This window comes from Pseudomonadota bacterium (assembly GCA_038533575.1).
Taxonomy (GTDB): domain Bacteria; phylum Pseudomonadota; class Alphaproteobacteria; order Rhodobacterales; family Rhodobacteraceae; genus Shimia_B.
In genome coordinates, this window is record JBCAYL010000002.1 from 370531 (window position 1) to 385460 (window position 14930).

At 67.8% G+C, this 14930-nt stretch carries 13 protein-coding genes; all 13 read left to right on the forward strand.

Annotated features, from left to right (window positions below; all coding sequences use genetic code 11):
* Positions 1-111: 111 nt before the first annotated feature.
* Positions 112-642 carry a 2-vinyl bacteriochlorophyllide hydratase gene (bchF, locus tag AAFM92_13550; protein ID MEL7301403.1) on the forward strand — a complete coding sequence of 177 codons (531 nt, stop codon included), beginning with the start codon at positions 112-114 and terminating at the stop codon, positions 640-642.
* Positions 639-1949: a ferredoxin:protochlorophyllide reductase (ATP-dependent) subunit N gene (locus tag AAFM92_13555; GenBank protein ID MEL7301404.1), complete on the forward strand. Its 1311-nt coding sequence runs from the start codon at positions 639-641 to the stop codon at positions 1947-1949. The genes bchF and AAFM92_13555 overlap by 4 nt, the downstream gene beginning before the upstream one ends.
* Positions 1946-3574 carry a ferredoxin:protochlorophyllide reductase (ATP-dependent) subunit B gene (bchB, locus tag AAFM92_13560; GenBank protein MEL7301405.1) on the forward strand — a complete coding sequence of 543 codons (1629 nt, stop codon included), beginning with the start codon at positions 1946-1948 and terminating at the stop codon, positions 3572-3574. Before AAFM92_13555 ends, bchB begins: the two co-directional genes overlap by 4 nt.
* Complete coding sequence (locus AAFM92_13565) at positions 3564-7070, forward strand: cobaltochelatase subunit CobN (GenBank protein ID MEL7301406.1); 3507 nt, start codon at positions 3564-3566, stop codon at positions 7068-7070. Before bchB ends, AAFM92_13565 begins: the two co-directional genes overlap by 11 nt.
* 339 nt (positions 7071-7409) lie before the next feature.
* Complete coding sequence (bchL, locus tag AAFM92_13570) at positions 7410-8300, forward strand: ferredoxin:protochlorophyllide reductase (ATP-dependent) iron-sulfur ATP-binding protein (GenBank protein ID MEL7301407.1); 891 nt, start codon at positions 7410-7412, stop codon at positions 8298-8300.
* Positions 8300-8965 (forward strand): magnesium protoporphyrin IX methyltransferase, encoded by a 666-nt coding sequence (gene bchM / locus AAFM92_13575; protein MEL7301408.1) that lies wholly within the window; start codon positions 8300-8302, stop codon positions 8963-8965. The genes bchL and bchM overlap by 1 nt, the downstream gene beginning before the upstream one ends.
* A 119-nt stretch (positions 8966-9084) precedes the next feature.
* A complete protein-coding gene (locus tag AAFM92_13580) occupies positions 9085-10524 on the forward strand; it encodes a PucC family protein (protein MEL7301409.1) in 1440 nt (479 codons plus the stop codon).
* A gap of 18 nt (positions 10525-10542) precedes the next feature.
* Positions 10543-11325, forward strand: a complete 783-nt coding sequence (gene puhA, locus AAFM92_13585) for a photosynthetic reaction center subunit H (GenBank protein MEL7301410.1) — start codon at positions 10543-10545, stop codon at positions 11323-11325.
* A 63-nt stretch (positions 11326-11388) separates the two neighbouring features.
* Positions 11389-12066: a photosynthetic complex putative assembly protein PuhB gene (puhB, locus tag AAFM92_13590; GenBank protein MEL7301411.1), complete on the forward strand. Its 678-nt coding sequence runs from the start codon at positions 11389-11391 to the stop codon at positions 12064-12066.
* Positions 12067-12071: 5 nt separating this feature from the next.
* Positions 12072-12563, forward strand: a complete 492-nt coding sequence (gene puhC / locus AAFM92_13595) for a photosynthetic complex assembly protein PuhC (GenBank protein MEL7301412.1) — start codon at positions 12072-12074, stop codon at positions 12561-12563.
* Positions 12564-12588: 25 nt separating this feature from the next.
* Positions 12589-12885: a hypothetical protein gene (locus AAFM92_13600; GenBank protein MEL7301413.1), complete on the forward strand. Its 297-nt coding sequence runs from the start codon at positions 12589-12591 to the stop codon at positions 12883-12885.
* Positions 12882-14030: a magnesium-protoporphyrin IX monomethyl ester (oxidative) cyclase gene (gene acsF, locus AAFM92_13605; protein ID MEL7301414.1), complete on the forward strand. Its 1149-nt coding sequence runs from the start codon at positions 12882-12884 to the stop codon at positions 14028-14030. The genes AAFM92_13600 and acsF overlap by 4 nt, the downstream gene beginning before the upstream one ends.
* Before the next feature lie 55 nt (positions 14031-14085).
* Positions 14086-14928, forward strand: coding sequence for a putative photosynthetic complex assembly protein PuhE (puhE, locus tag AAFM92_13610; protein ID MEL7301415.1), 843 nt, complete (start codon positions 14086-14088; stop codon positions 14926-14928).
* The last annotated feature ends 2 nt before the right edge of the window (positions 14929-14930 follow it).

Here is a 14930-nt window from a genome sequence, read left to right on the forward strand (position 1 = left end):
TGTAAGCTTAACTTGACACTCAATCTCGCGACCCATAGCGTGAGAGGGCACGACCTGTCAGGGAGTCGGAGCATGTCATCTCAGGGTTCCATTCCCGCAGAGCGCCCGATCATGGGCTCTCGCGGACCACGCCCGCTCTATACGGCCGCCGAACGCGCGCGGCGCGATGCCAGCGTCTGGACGCTGGTGCAGGGCGTCCTCGCGCCACTGCAGTTTCTCGTGTTTCTCGTGTCGCTTGCGCTGGTGCTCCGCTACCTCGCCACGGGCGCGGGCTACGAGATCGCGACGCAGTCGATCCTCGCCAAGACGGCGCTGCTCTACCTGATCATGATCACAGGAGCGATCTGGGAGAAGGTCGTCTTCGGGCAGTATCTCTTCGCCCCCGCCTTCTTCTGGGAAGACGTGTTTTCCTTCGGCGTCATCGCGCTGCACACAACCTATCTCTGGGTCCTGTTCACCGGGGTCGCGAGCCCGGCTGTCGAGATGTCGATCGCGCTGGCGGCCTATGCCGTTTACGTCATCAATGCCGGGCAATTCGTCTGGAAACTGCGCCAGGCCCGGCTTCAGGGGCTCGCGGGCCCCGTGCCCGAGGCGGGCCTCGACGGGACAATCCTCCTTCGGGTGGAGCGCGCGCGCCCATGAAGGACCTCTCCACGACCCTCGACGCCCCGCGCACCGGATGCCGCGACGTGCCCGTCCTCAAGGAGCGTGGCCAGCGCGAGGTGTTCTGCGGGCTCACTGGGATCATCTGGCTCCACCGCAAGATGCAGGATGCATTCTTTCTGGTCGTGGGCTCGCGCACCTGCGCGCATCTGCTGCAATCTGCGGCGGGGGTGATGATCTTCGCAGAGCCGCGTTTCGGTACCGCCATTCTCGAAGAGCAAGACCTGGCGGGGATGGCCGACGCCCATGACGAGCTCGACCGCGAAGTGGCCCGCCTACTGTCAAGGCGGCCTGACATTCGCCAACTCTTCCTCGTCGGCTCCTGCCCGTCGGAGGTCATCAAGCTCGACCTCGCCCGCGCCGCCGAGCGGCTGTCGCAGGTCCATGCGCCCAACGTGCAGGTGGTGAATTTTACCGGCTCCGGCATCGAGACGACCTTCACGCAGGGCGAGGACGCCTGCCTCGCCGCGCTCGCGCGCGACCTGCCCGAGACCGACGCGGAGAACCTCGTGGTCGTCGGCGCGCTTCCGGATGTGGTCGAAGACCAGATGCGTGGGCTCCTCGAGGGGCTCGGGATACCCGATGTCTCGGTGCTGCCGGCGCGCCACGCGGGCGGGCACCCGGCCATCGGCCCCCGCACGCGCTTCATCCTCGCCCAGCCCTTCCTCGGCGAAACCCATGCCGCGCTCGTCGGACGCGGCGCCACTCATCTCGCGGCGCCCTTTCCGTTCGGCGAGGCGGGGACGACGGCCTGGCTGCGCACCCTCGCCGAGGCCTACGGCGTCTCCGACGACCGCTTCGATGCCGTGACCGCGGCGCCCCGCGCCCGGGCGCGCAAGGCCGTGGCCGCTGCCGCGCGCGACCTTTCGGGGCGCAGCGTCTTCTTTTTCCCGGACAGCCAGCTCGAGATCCCGCTCGCGCGCTTTCTCACCACGGAGTGCGGCATGCGCCCGCTCGAGATCGGCCAACCCTACATCACCCGCGAGATCGTCGGCCCCGATCTCGACCTCATCCCCGAGGGCCCGGTGATCTCCGAAGGGCAGGACGTGGACCTTCAGCTCGATCGCGCCCGCGCCGCGCGCCCCGACATCACCGTCTGCGGGCTCGGCCTCGCCAACCCGCTCGAGGCCGAGGGCCTCACAACGAAATGGGCCATCGAGCTCGTCTTTACGCCCGTCCATTTCTACGAGCAGGCCGGCGATCTGGCCGCGCTCTTTGCCCGCCCGCTCCGCCGCAAGGCGATGATCCGCGCCATGCATCCCAACCGCATGGAGGCCGCAACATGAAGCTCTCCGTGTGGACCTATGAAGGACCGCCCCATGTGGGCGCCATGCGCGTGGCCACGGGGATGGAGGGGCTGCATTACGTGCTCCATGCACCGCAGGGCGACACCTATGCCGACCTGCTCTTCACCATGATCGAGCGGCGTGACCACCGCCCGCCGGTGACCTACACCACCTTCCAGGCGCGCGATCTCGGCGCCGATACCGCCTACCTCTTCAAGGATGCCTGCAAGGAGGCCGTGGAGCGCTTCCAGCCGGAAGCCATCATCGTGGGGGCCTCCTGCACGGCGGAGCTCATCCAGGACGATCCCGGAGGGCTGGCGGAGACGATGGATCTCGGCATCCCCGTCATCCCGCTCGAGCTGCCCTCCTATTCCCGTAAGGAGAATTTCGGGGCCGACGAGACCTTCTTCCAGATCGTGCGCCATCTTTGCGGGCCGGTGGAGCGGACGCAGGAGCTCTCCTGCAATCTGATCGGGCCCACGGGCCTCGGGTTCCGCCATCGCGATGACGTGGAAGAGCTGACCCGCCTCCTCGAGGAGATGGGCGTGGCCATTAACGTCGTGGCCCCCCTCGGCGCCTCGCCCACCGATCTGACATGGCTCGGTGCGGCCCATTTCAACGTGCTGATGTATCCCGAAACGGGCGAGGCCGCTTGCCGCTGGATGGAGCGGGATCTCGGACTTCCCTATACCAAGACAGTTCCCATCGGTGTCGGCGCCACGCGGGACTTCATCGAGGAAGTGCTGGCCATCGGCGGCGCGGCAGAGGCGCGCGCCGGGCTGGCGCCCGGCCTCCAGCGTCCGAGCGAGGATCGGCTGCGGCTGCCGTGGTGGTCGCGAAGCGTGGATTCCAATTACCTCACCGGCAAGCGCGTCTTCCTCTTCGGGGACGGCACCCATGTCCGCGCGGCGGCGCGCGTCGCGGCCGAGGAGATGGGCTTCGAGGTGGTGGGGCTTGGCTGCTACAACCGCGAGATGGCCCGCGACCTTCGCGCGCTGGCCGATAAGATGTGTGTCCCCTGCTTCATCACCGAGGATTACCTCGAAGTGGAGCAGGCCGTCATCGACCTCGCCCCAGAGATGATCCTCGGCACGCAGATGGAGCGCCATATCGGCAAGCGGCTGGGGATCCCCTGCGCGGTGATCTCGGCGCCCGTCCACGTGCAGGACTTCCCCGCGCGTTACTCGCCGATGATGGGCTTCGAGGGCGCCAACGTGATCTTCGACACCTGGGTGCATCCCCTCGTGATGGGCCTCGAGGAGCACCTCCTCCACATGTTCCGCGAGGATTTCGAATTCCACGACGACAATGGCGCGAGCCATCACGGCGGGAAGATCGATCTGAGATCAGTGGGAGCTGAGGCGCATCACGCCCCGGCCTCCGAGCTGGGGCCTCGCCCTTCGGAGCATGAGGTCCCGGGTCAAGCCCGGGACGTGGCGCTCCCCGAGGTTCAGTCAGACGGGTCTGTGATCTGGCTGCCCTCCGCCGAGGCGGAGCTGAAGAAGATCCCGTTCTTCGTGCGCGGCAAAGCGAAGCGTAACACGGAGGCCTTCGCGGCCGAGCGTGGCGTGAGCGAGATCAGCGTGGAGACCCTCTACGAGGCGAAGGCTCACTATGCGCGATAGCCTCGATCATAGCATCTACCGCGTCGTGATCGTGACGCTCGACCACCACGCGGCGGGGCCCGCAGCGCGTGCGCTGCCGGCGCTCGAGCGTGATTTCCCGGGGCTCGAGGTCTCCATCCATGCCGCGGCGACGTGGGCCGAGGATCCGGCCGCGCTCGAAGAGACGCGCCTCGCCGTGGCGTCCGCCAATATCGTCGTCGCCAATCTCCTCTTCCTCGAGGAACACGTGGAGGCCATCGCCGCCGACATCGCCGCGCGGCGGCCCGCGCTCGACGCGCTGGTGGGCGTGGTGGCCGACGAGAAGATCGTGAACATGACGCGCATGGGCGATCTCGACATGTCCGCGCCCTCCTCGACGGCCATGGAGCTCCTCAAGAAGCTGCGCCCGAAGAAGGGCGCCAAGGCCTCCGGCGAGAGCCACATGCGGATGCTGCGGCGGCTGCCGAAGATCCTGAAATTCATCCCCGGCAAGGCGCAGGACCTGCGCGCCTACTTCCTCTCCATGCAGTACTGGCTGGGCGGGTCAGACGACAACGTCCGCGAGATGATCCGGTTTCTCGTGGATCGCTACTCGGGCCATCGCTTCGCGCCCGTGGCCGTAGCGGCCCCCGTCGATTACCCGGAGGTGGCGCTTTTTCATCCTGATCTGCCGGGCCTCGGGATCACGACGGAGCTTTCCGAGCTGCCGCCGGTCCCTGGCGCGGTGGCCACCATCGGCCTCCTCATGCTGCGCTCCTACGTGCTGGCCTCGGACACGGCGCATTATGCGGCCGTCATCCGCAGCTTCGAGGCGCGCGGGATGCGGGTCATCCCGGCTTTCGCGGGCGGGCTCGACGCGCGCCCGGCGATGGGGGCCTATTTCGAGGGGATCGACGCGCTCGTTTCGCTCACCGGGTTCTCCCTCGTGGGCGGTCCGGCCTACAATGACAGCGATGCCGCCGTGGCGGTGCTCAAGCGGCACGATGTTCCCTATGTCGCCGCCCATCCGCTGGAATTCCAGACGCTCGAGCAATGGGACGCCTCCCCCCGGGGCCTCGGCCCGGTGGAGACGACGATGCTCATCGCGCTCCCGGAGATCGACGGCGCCACCAATCCCACCGTCTTTGCCGGGCGCCACGATCCCGATCCCGCGCGGCCCCACGAGCGGGCCATGGCCCCCTGCAACGAGCGAGTGACGGTGCTGACGGAGAAGGTCTTCCGCCTGGCCGCGCTTCGGCGAAAGCGGAATGCGGAGAAGAAGGTGGGGATCGTGCTCTTCGGCTTCCCGCCCAATGCGGGGGCAGTGGGGACGGCGGCCTATCTCAGCGTCTTTGAGAGCCTTTTCAATACGCTCCACCGGATGGCGGCGGAGGGCTATGACCTGACCCCGCCCGAGAGCGTGGAGGCGTTGCGCGACGCGGTGCTCAAGGGCAATGCCGCGATCCATGGCCAGGAGGCCAATGTCGCGGCCCATGTGAGCGCCGACCACATCGTGCGCCACACGCCACCGCTCGCAGAGATCGAGGCCGTCTGGGGCCCGGCGCCCGGCAAGGTGCAATCCGACGGGCGCGGTGTCTTCGTGCTGGGCGCGCAATTCGGGAATGTCTTCGTGGGCGTGCAGCCGGCCTTCGGCTACGAGGGCGATCCCATGCGGCTCCTTTTCGAGAAGGGCTTCGCGCCGACGCACGCCTTCGCGCAGTTCTATATCTGGCTGCGGAACACGTTCGAGGCCGATGTGCTGCTGCATTTCGGGATGCACGGCGCCGCCGAATTCATGCCGGGCAAGCAGGCCGGGCTCGGCGGGCGCGACTGGCCGGACCGGCTCGTGGGCGAGATGCCCAATGTCTATCTTTACGCATCGAACAATCCCTCCGAGGCGACGCTGGCGAAGCGGCGCATGAACGCCGTCACCGTGACCCATGTGACGCCGCCGCTCGCGACCTCGGGCCTCTACAAGGGGCTCGCGGAGCTCAAGGATTCGCTCACGCGCTGGCGCGCCATGGTCGACGGGCCCGCCCGCGATGACATGGTGAGCCTCATCGCCGACCAAGCAGCGGCGGTGGATATGGCAGGCGCGCCGGAGGATCTCTGGCTCGCGCTCCTCGAAACGCAGGACGCGCTCATCCCCGACGGGCTCCACGTGCTCGGACGGCGACCGAGCGACAGCGAGCTGCAGGGCTATCTCGCCGCCATGGCCGACCAGATGCCCGAGGCGCTGAGCCGCGCGGCGGCGCATCTGAACGGCGACGCGGAGATGACGGGCCTCATGCGCGCCCTTTCGGGCCGTTTCATCGCGCCGGTGCCCGGCGGCGATCTCGTGCGCTCGGGCGAGGTGCTGCCCGCGGGCCGCAACATCCACGCCTTCGATCCCTTCCGGATGCCCACAGCCTACGCGCTCCGCGACGGGCAGGCGCAGGCTGAGCTGCTGCTCGCTACGCAGGAGAGGCTGCCGCGCTCTGTGGCGCTGGTGCTCTGGGGTTCGGACAACATCAAGAGCGATGGCGGCCCCATCGCGCAGGCGCTGGCGCTCATGGGAGCCAAGCCCCGCTTCGACAATTTCGGGCGGCTGGCCGGCGCAGATCTCGTGCCGCTGGCCGAGCTCGGGCGCCCGCGCATCGACGTCGTCATGACGCTTTCGGGCATTTTCCGCGATCTCCTGCCGCTGCAGACGCGGATGCTGGCCGAGGCCGCGTGGAAATGCGCGTCAGCCGACGAGCCGCTCAAGCAGAACTTCCTGCGCGCCCATGCGTTGGCCTATGCCGAGAAGACGGGCTGCGCGCTCGAGGAGGCGGCGCTGCGCGTCTTCTCCAATGCTGAAGGCGCGTATGGCTCGAACGTGAACGTGCTGGTGGACCAGGGGGGCTTCGACGACGAGGACGAGCTCGCCGACGCCTACCAGGCGCGGAAATCTTTCGCCTATGGCCGCGACGGCAAGGCACAGGCCCAGCGCGCGCTCCTCGACGAGGCGCTGGCGGACGTGGACGTGGCCTACCAGAACCTCGAAAGCGTCGAACTCGGTGTCACCACGGTGGACCATTACTTCGACACGCTGGGCGGCATCGCCCGCGCGGTGAAGCGCGCCAAGGGCGGCGTCGAGCCCGCTGTGATGATCGGGGACCAGACCACAGGGTCGGCCAAGGTGCGGACGCTCCGCGACCAGGTGGCGCTCGAGACACGCACGCGCAGCCTCAACCCGAAATGGTTTGAAGGGATGCTGAAGCATGGCCACGAGGGCGTGCGCCAGATCGAGGCACAGGTGACGAACACGATGGGCTGGTCGGCCACGACCGGCCAGGTGGAACCGTGGGTCTACGAGCGGATCTCGGAGACCTTCGTGCTCGACGACGCCATGCGCGACCGCCTGAGCCAGCTCAATCCGCAGGCGTCGATGCGCATGGCGCAGCGGCTGCTCGAGGCCTCCGACCGCGCCTATTGGCAGCCGGACGCGGCCACTCTCGAGGCCCTGCAGGACGCCGCGGATGCGCTGGAAGACCGGCTCGAGGGGGTGGGGACATGATCTCGGCTCTCACTCTTCACGTCCCGGGCCTGACCCGGCACCTCCATCACAACGCGGCGCATGAGGTCCCGGGGTGTGCCCGGGACGTGCAGCGCAGGAAGGTCAACCATGAGCCCCTATGACGATCCCAAGATGCCGCCGGCGGCGCGCGCCAATGCGCGGGAGCAGCGGGGGTTGAAGAAGCGGCAGGCCGCGCCGGGCTCCCTGCTCGGCAATGCGGGCGCGCTGAAGCGTGCAGCGGGCATGGACATGCCACCCTCCGTGCCAAAGCGCGCGGAAGCAGCGCCTTCTGCTCGGACGAGAGATGCGGATGCCGAGGCGCCCGCCCGGCGGGCACCGATGGCTGCGCCACCCGTTCTGACGCGCGGGCAGGACGGGGAGGGCTCCGTCCAGGTGCATCAGGACATGTCCACCGTCATCGAGGGGGCGAAGGTCTTTTCCGTCTACGGCAAGGGCGGGATCGGGAAATCGACGACGTCCTCCAATCTCAGCGCCGCGTTTTCGATGCTGGGCAAGCGCGTGCTGCAGATCGGCTGCGACCCGAAGCATGACAGCACCTTCACCCTCACCGGGCATCTCCAGCCCACGGTCATCGACATCCTCAAGGAGGTCGATTTTCACGCCGAGGAGCTCCGGCCGGAGGATTTCGTCACCGAGGGCTTCAACGGGGTGATGTGCGTGGAGGCGGGTGGCCCGCCCGCGGGCACGGGCTGCGGCGGCTATGTCGTGGGGCAGACGGTGAAGCTTCTGAAGCAGCACCACCTGCTCGAGGAGACCGATGTCGTCCTCTTCGACGTGCTGGGCGACGTCGTCTGCGGCGGCTTCGCGGCCCCGCTCCAGCATGCCGACCGGGCGGTGATCGTCACCGCCAACGATTTTGACAGCATCTACGCGATGAACCGCATCATCGCGGCGGTGCAGGCGAAATCGAAGAACTACTCCGTGCGGCTCGCGGGCTGCGTGGCCAACCGCTCCGAAACCACCGAGGAGGTGGACCGCTTCTGCGACACGGTGGGCTTCAAGCGCATCGCGCACATGCCCGCGGTGGACGCCATCCGCCGCTCGCGGCTCAAGAAGAAGACCCTCTTCGAGATGCCCGACGAGGAGGACATCGTCCGCTGCCGGGCCGAATACATCCGCCTCGCGCAATCGCTCTGGGACGGGACCGAGGCGCTCGCGCCCGCGCCGCTGCCGGACCGCGAGATCTTCGAGCTCCTGGGGTTCGATTGATGGCCGTCGCCCGCACATACGAGACCACGCGCGCCCGCGTCGAAGACTATTTCGACCGCACCGCCACGGCGACTTGGGAGCGGCTCACGTCGGATGCGCCGGTCTCCCGCGTGCGGGCCACGGTGCGCGCCGGGCGCGACGCCATGCGCGAGGCGATGCTCACGCGCATGGGCGATCTGAGCGGCATGCGCGTGCTCGATGCGGGCTGCGGGCCCGGCGTGGCGAGCCAGGCCCTCGCGGAGCGCGGCGCGGAGGTCGTGGGCGTGGACATCTCCCCCTCGCTCATCGACATCGCGCGGGAGCGTCTGCCGGCCCATCTGAGCGACCGCGTCCATTTCGAGGCGGGCGACATGCTCAGCCCGCGGGGGCAGTTCGACGCGGTCTTCGCCATGGACTCGCTCATCTACTACGATCTGCCGGACCTGCACCGGGCTTTGGCCACCTTCGCCAATGCCGCGCCGCTCACCGTCTACACCCTCGCCCCGCGCACCACATTCCTCATGGCGTTCTGGACGCTGGGCAAGCTCTTCCCGCGCGCCGATCGCAGCCCCGTCATGGTGCCGCAGGACACCGACCGCGTGGCGCGGCTCACGGGCTCGGCCGTCGTGCAAACGGTGCAGAGCGGCTTTTACACCTCCACCTGCATGGAGCGGCGTGATGGCTGAACGGTCTGCCCGCCTCCGGATCGCGCCCCGGCCTCCGAGCCGGGGCCTCCTGGCGTGGGTCGGGAGAGGTCCCGGATCAGGTCCGGGACGTGGGGCGCTGATGTCCAGGGAGGTGTCCCATGGCTAAAGCGCGGCATCCTCTGACGCAGTTCACGATCGGCATGCTGCCGTTCTCGGATGCCGTCTCCGACGCGCTGCCGCTCCGGCAGCTGCTGCGCCTCTCGCTTTTCCAGGTGAGCGTGGGGATGGCGGCGGTGATGCTGCTCGGGACGCTCAACCGCGTGATGATTGTGGAGCTCGGCGTGGCCGCGTGGATCGTGGCCGTGATGATTGCGCTCCCGGTCGTCTCCGCGCCGTTCCGCGCGCTCCTCGGCTTCCGGTCCGACACCTACCGCTCCGCGATCGGCTGGAAGCGGATCCCCTTCCTCTGGTTCGGCTCGCTTTACCAGTTCGGCGGGCTCGCGATCATGCCCATGGCGCTCGTGATCCTCGGCGAGGGCAAGCAGGCCATCGGGCCCGAATGGGTGGGCGAGGCGGGCGCCGCGCTCGCGTTCCTGCTCACCGGGCTCGGCATGCATATGACCCAGACAGCCGGGTTGGCACTCGCCGCCGACCGCGCCACGGAAGAGACGCGGCCCCGTGTGGTGGCGCTCCTATACGTGATGTTCCTCCTTGGGATGGCCGTTTCGGCGGTCATCGTGGGCTGGCTCCTGCGGGATTTCTCTGAGCTGCGCCTCGTGCAGGTGGTGCAGGGCGCGGCGGTGGTGACACTGGTGCTCAACGTGATCGCGCTCTGGAAGCAGGAGCGCGTGACACCCATGACCCGCGCGGAGCGGGAGGCCCCGCGCCCGAGCTTCCGCGAAGCCTGGGGCGATTTAGCCAAGGGCGGGGCGGCGGGCCGGCTCCTCGTCGTCGTCTTCCTCGGCACCATGGCCTTCAACATGCAAGACGTGCTTCTCGAGCCCTATGGCGGCGAGATCCTGGGCCTTTCCGTCTCGGCGACGACGCTGCTGACGGCCCTGTGGGCCGCGGGCGCCCTCCTGGGCTTCGCGCTGGCCGCGCACAGGCTGACCCGCGGCCAGAGCCCCTACCGCATGGCGGGCTGGGCGCTTGTCGCGGGCCTCGTGGCCTTCTCCGCCGTCATCTTTGCCGCGCCGATGCAATCGGGCGTGCTCTTCTTCATCGGCGCGAGCCTCATCGGCTTCGGGGGCGGGCTCTTTGCCGTGGCCACGCTCACAGCCGCCATGACCATGCCCGCCGAGGGCCTCGCGGGCCGCGGCCTCGCGCTCGGCGCCTGGGGGGCCGCGCAGGCCACCGCGGCCGGGCTGTCCATCGCCATCGGAGGGACCGTCAGGGACCTCGTTAATTCCGCCTCCGCCTCCGGCCTCTTCGGTCCGGCGCTGGCTGATCCCGCAACCGGATACTCGGTCGTCTACCACACCGAGATCGGTCTGATGTTCGCAACATTGATCGCTCTGGGCCCGCTCGCGCGGTTCCAGCGCACGAACCCAAACCTTGGGGACGGAAGGCCGCTTGGCCTCGCCGACTTCCCCACCTGACCACGAAAGGAATACGCCATGGTCGGTGTCGAATTTTGGGGAAACGTTGACCTTGCCTCGGTCGCCATCTGGTCGTTCTGGGGCTTCTTCGCGTTCCTGATCTACTACCTGCAGACGGAGAACATGCGGGAAGGCTACCCGCTGGAGAACGACGAGGGCGAGCGCGCGGGCAACCAGGGCCCGTTCCCGGTGCCGTCGCCGAAGACCTTCCACCTGCCCCATGGGCGCGGTGACGTGACGGTGCCGTCCGAGGAGAACGAGGCCGCGCATCGCCGCGAAGATCTCGCGCTCGTCAAGATGGGCACGGCGCAGGGGTCGCCCTTCATGCCCACGGGCGATCCGATGAAGGATGGCGTGGGCCCGGCTTCCTGGACACCGCGCCGCGACGTGCCCGAGCTCGACGGCAAGGGGCACCCGAAGATAGTGCCCATGGCCACGCTCGACGCCTTCACCGTCTCGGCAGGGCGCGATCCCCGGGGTCTCGTCGTGCAGGCGGGCGATGGCGAGCCCGTGGGCGTCGTCACCGACATGTGGATCGACGAGCCGGAACAGCTCGTGCGGTATCTCGAGATCGAGCTCACCGACCAGATCGGCGGCGGCAAGCGCCTCATCCCCATGACGCTCGCAGTCATCAAGCGCGACCGCGTGAAGGTGCAGTCGCTCTTCGAGGAGCATTTCGCGGGCATCCCTACGACGGCCTCGCCCACGCAGGTGACCTGCCTCGAGGAGGATAAGATCTCCGCCTACGTCGCGGGCGGCAAGCTCTACGCCTCCGAGGCCCGGCTCGAGCCGCAACTCTAAGAAAGGGGCCCACGAATTTTTGCAAAAATTCGTGTCCCCGGTCCGCAAACCAGGAGACCTGACATGGCCACATTGATCGAGAACGACGATGATTTCGCCTTCGACCACGCACCGGGCTTGCCCGAGGCGCTGCCGGAGGGGGAGGAGATCCTCTGGCAGGGGCGCCCGCGCGTGGTGCCGCTGGCGCGACAGTCGCTCTGGCTCGACTGGGTGATCGGCTATTTCGTGCTGATCACGCTGTGGCGGATCGGGGCCTCCCTTGCAGACTTCACCGTGGCCGAAGCGCTCGGCCACGGTGTACCCCTCGTCGTCCTCGGGGCGGCTGCTGTCCTCGTGATCCTCTTCATCGCCTGGCTGCAGGTCCGCGGGACGATCTACACGCTCACCTCCCACCGGGTGGTGATGCGCATCGGGGCCGCGCTGCCGATCACGCTCAACCTGCCCTACCAGTGGGTCGAGAACGCGGGGCTCGAGACCCGCAAGGACGGCACCGGCACCATCGCGCTCCAGTTGAAGGGTGAGAGCAAGGTCTCTTACCTGATGGCCTGGCCGCATTTGCGCCCCTGGCGCATGGCCCGGCCGGAACCCGCCCTCCGCTGCATACCTGACGCCGCCAAAGTCGCACAGATTCTGGCCACCGCAGCGGAGGCGCGGGTCTCCGACGCCTCATCCATCAAAGTCGCACCCGCCGCCGCAGCCCCGAGCGCGGCCCCGGGCGGTGCGGCGGTCCCAGCGGAGTGAAGCCCATGACCGATTTCAATCACCACACCACGCTCGCCCAGGAACAGGCCAAGCTCGCGCGTCGCGACAAGGAGATGATCCCCCTCGTCCTCGTGCGCGCCATGTTTGGGCTTGCGATCGTCTCCGTGGCACTCGTGGCCTTCGCCCGGCTCACGGACCGCCCCCTCGTGGGCCAGCCCACGCAGCCGCCCATCGTGGCCGAGCGGGTCGTCTACCTCACGCCGGGCACCCATCGCGGCACCTACATCCTGACCGATGAGGCGGGCGCGCTTCTGGTGGATTCCACCGTCTACAAGGCGGGCTTCCTCGGCGCGGTGGGCCAGGCCATCGAACGCCGCCGCAAGATCACGCGCTCGGATGCGTCCGCGCCGCTTACCCTCGTGCGCCGGGACACCGGGCGCATCGATATCGTCGACCCCACCTCGGATTTCTCCATCGAGCTCCACGGCTACGGGTCCGACAATATCGCTCTCTTCGCCGGGCTTCTGCCCGAATAACCCCTTTCCAAGAGGAGTTGGAACCATGGGACTACTCACACGCGACAGGGAAACCGCACCCTGCACAGTGACCGTGAGCCACCGCTTTGAAGAGCTGTCGGCCCACGTCAAATTCAACAACGGCGCTGTCATCCACCCGGGTGACAGCGTCCTCGTCCACGGGAGCGAGATCATGGCGCCCTACGGCGAGGTGGTGGAAGAGGACCGCACCGCGACGATCACCCGCGCCTCCGCGCTCGAGCGGCTCTGGACGCGCTCCACGGGCGATCTCGAGTTCATGGAGCTTTGCGAGTTCTCGTTCTCCGAGGAGGTGATGTCATGAACGTGCAGAACCCCAAACACATGAACGGCAACCATTCCGAGACGTCGCTTCACGGCACGAACGAGGCGCTGAGCGAGATCGCCGAGCGCGGCGCAGTGAAGAGCGATGCGGAGGCCACCGAGGTGGCCATGCAGGACACGCTGCTCACGCCGCGCTTCTACACCACCGACTTCGACGAGATGGATGCCATCGACGTCACCTCTGTGCGCGCGGACTGGGACCAGCTCATTGGCGAGATGGTCGCAGATCCCAACAAGGGGCACTTCAAGAAGAACGAGGACTGGGACCACGTGGACTGGGACGGCATGGAGCCCAAGCTCAAGGCCGAGTTCATCGACTTCCTGATCTCGTCCTGCACGGCGGAATTCTCCGGCTGCGTGCTCTACAAGGAGATGAAGCGGCGGGGCTCCAACAAGGACATCACCCAGCTCTTCCAGCTCATGGCCCGCGACGAGGCCCGCCATGCGGGCTTCATCAACGACGCGCTGCGCGAAGCGGGGATCAAGGTGAACCTCGGCTTCCTGACCCAGCAGAAGAAGTACACCTACTTCCGGCCGAAGTTCATCTACTACGCCACTTATCTGAGCGAGAAGATCGGCTACGCGCGCTACATCACGATCTATCGTCATCTCCAGGCGAACCCGGAGCACCGCTTCCACCCGATCTTCAAGTGGTTCGAGGAATGGTGCAACGACGAGTTCCGCCACGGCGAGGCCTTCGCGCTCCTCATGAAGACGGACCCGAAGCTCACGCAGGGCGGCAACCGGCTCTGGATCAAGTTCTTCTTGACGGCGGTCTATTCCACCATGTGGGTCCGCGACCATCAGCGCCCCGCATTCCATGCGGCGCTCGGCGTCGACGAGGAATGGTATGGGCAGGAGGTCTTCACGAAGACGTCCGAGCTCACGAAGCAGATCTTCCCCTTCACGCTCGACATCGACAGCCCGCGCTGGAAACCGGCGCTGCGGCGGATGGAGAAAGCGTCGCGCCAGGTGGCGCGGGGCAAGAAGGCCGGCGGCCTGGGTGGTGCCCTCGACCGCGTGCTGGGCTCCGCCAAGGCCGCGGCGGCGTTCGTGGCGCTCTACACGATCCCCGTTGTGCGCCATGACGTGCCGGAGAGCACGCGGCTGGAGCCGGCCTACTGATGGCGGGCCTCGCGCGCCATGACACATCGGATCTGGGGCTCTGCCCCAGACCCAGATGTACGTCGCGAAAGATGAAGGGGTGCGCTCCATGACGGCCCTCGCGGCTCTCCTCGTCGCGCTCATGGCGTGGTGGGTGGGGACGGGCGTGATCCTCCTCGCCGTGCGCCGTGCTGATGTGGCGGGCGCTGGGCCGCTCGGGCTCGTGCTTGGCGGTCTGCCGTTCCTCGTGTTCGGGCTCGTGGGGGTGCCAGTGGCGGCGGGCGATGCCAGCGTGGCGGGGCTCTACGGGGGCTTCTTCGCGGCGCTGGCGCTTTGGGGCTGGATCGAGCTTTCCTTCATGTCGGGGCTTATCACCGGGCCGAACCGGGCGCCTCTGGCGCCGGGCGCCACGGGGCTTGCGCGGGTCTGGGCGGCGTGGTGGGCCGTGGCCTGGCACGAAGTGCTGCTCCTCGCGGGGCTCGTCTACGTCCTGTGGGCCACCGCCGGTGGCGCGCAAGCCATGGCGGGCTGGACCTTCGGCGTGCTCTACGGCGCGCGGGTTCTGGCCAAGCTCAACCTCTTTCTCGGCGTGCCGGGCATCAACCACGATGCCGTGCCGCGCGAGCTCTCGCATATCCCGTCCTATTTCAGGCAGGGGGATCCCTCGGTCCTTTTTCCAATCTCCGTCATCATCCTCTCGCTGGGCACGGCGCTCTGGCTCTCGCGGCTCGCGGGCGCGGGAAGCGTCGAGGAGACGGTCACCTTCGGATTGCTGTCCGCGCTCACGGGGCTCGCGCTCCTCGAGCACTGGATGATGCTTCTGCCCATGGCAGACACGAAACTATGGCGCTGGCTCATGCCCTCCCGCGGCGAGGCGCGCCCAACCCCGGGACACACCGGCCCCCAAGAACAGGGATAGAC

Excerpts from the sequence above, each read along its gene's own strand:
- puhC (MEL7301412.1), top strand. The coding sequence starts at position 12,072 with ATGACCGATTTCAATCACCACACCACGCTCGCCCAGGAACAGGCCAAG.
- puhA (MEL7301410.1), top strand. The coding sequence starts at position 10,543 with ATGGTCGGTGTCGAATTTTGGGGAAACGTTGACCTTGCCTCGGTCGCC.
- AAFM92_13555 (MEL7301404.1), top strand. The coding sequence starts at position 639 with ATGAAGGACCTCTCCACGACCCTCGACGCCCCGCGCACCGGATGCCGC.
- AAFM92_13565 (MEL7301406.1), top strand. The coding sequence starts at position 3,564 with ATGCGCGATAGCCTCGATCATAGCATCTACCGCGTCGTGATCGTGACG.
- bchB (MEL7301405.1), top strand. The coding sequence starts at position 1,946 with ATGAAGCTCTCCGTGTGGACCTATGAAGGACCGCCCCATGTGGGCGCC.
- AAFM92_13600 (MEL7301413.1), top strand. The coding sequence starts at position 12,589 with ATGGGACTACTCACACGCGACAGGGAAACCGCACCCTGCACAGTGACC.
- bchM (MEL7301408.1), top strand. The coding sequence starts at position 8,300 with ATGGCCGTCGCCCGCACATACGAGACCACGCGCGCCCGCGTCGAAGAC.
- AAFM92_13580 (MEL7301409.1), top strand. The coding sequence starts at position 9,085 with ATGGCTAAAGCGCGGCATCCTCTGACGCAGTTCACGATCGGCATGCTG.
- bchL (MEL7301407.1), top strand. The coding sequence starts at position 7,410 with ATGGCTGCGCCACCCGTTCTGACGCGCGGGCAGGACGGGGAGGGCTCC.
- bchF (MEL7301403.1), top strand. The coding sequence starts at position 112 with ATGGGCTCTCGCGGACCACGCCCGCTCTATACGGCCGCCGAACGCGCG.
- puhE (MEL7301415.1), top strand. The coding sequence starts at position 14,086 with ATGTACGTCGCGAAAGATGAAGGGGTGCGCTCCATGACGGCCCTCGCG.
- acsF (MEL7301414.1), top strand. The coding sequence starts at position 12,882 with ATGAACGTGCAGAACCCCAAACACATGAACGGCAACCATTCCGAGACG.
- puhB (MEL7301411.1), top strand. The coding sequence starts at position 11,389 with ATGGCCACATTGATCGAGAACGACGATGATTTCGCCTTCGACCACGCA.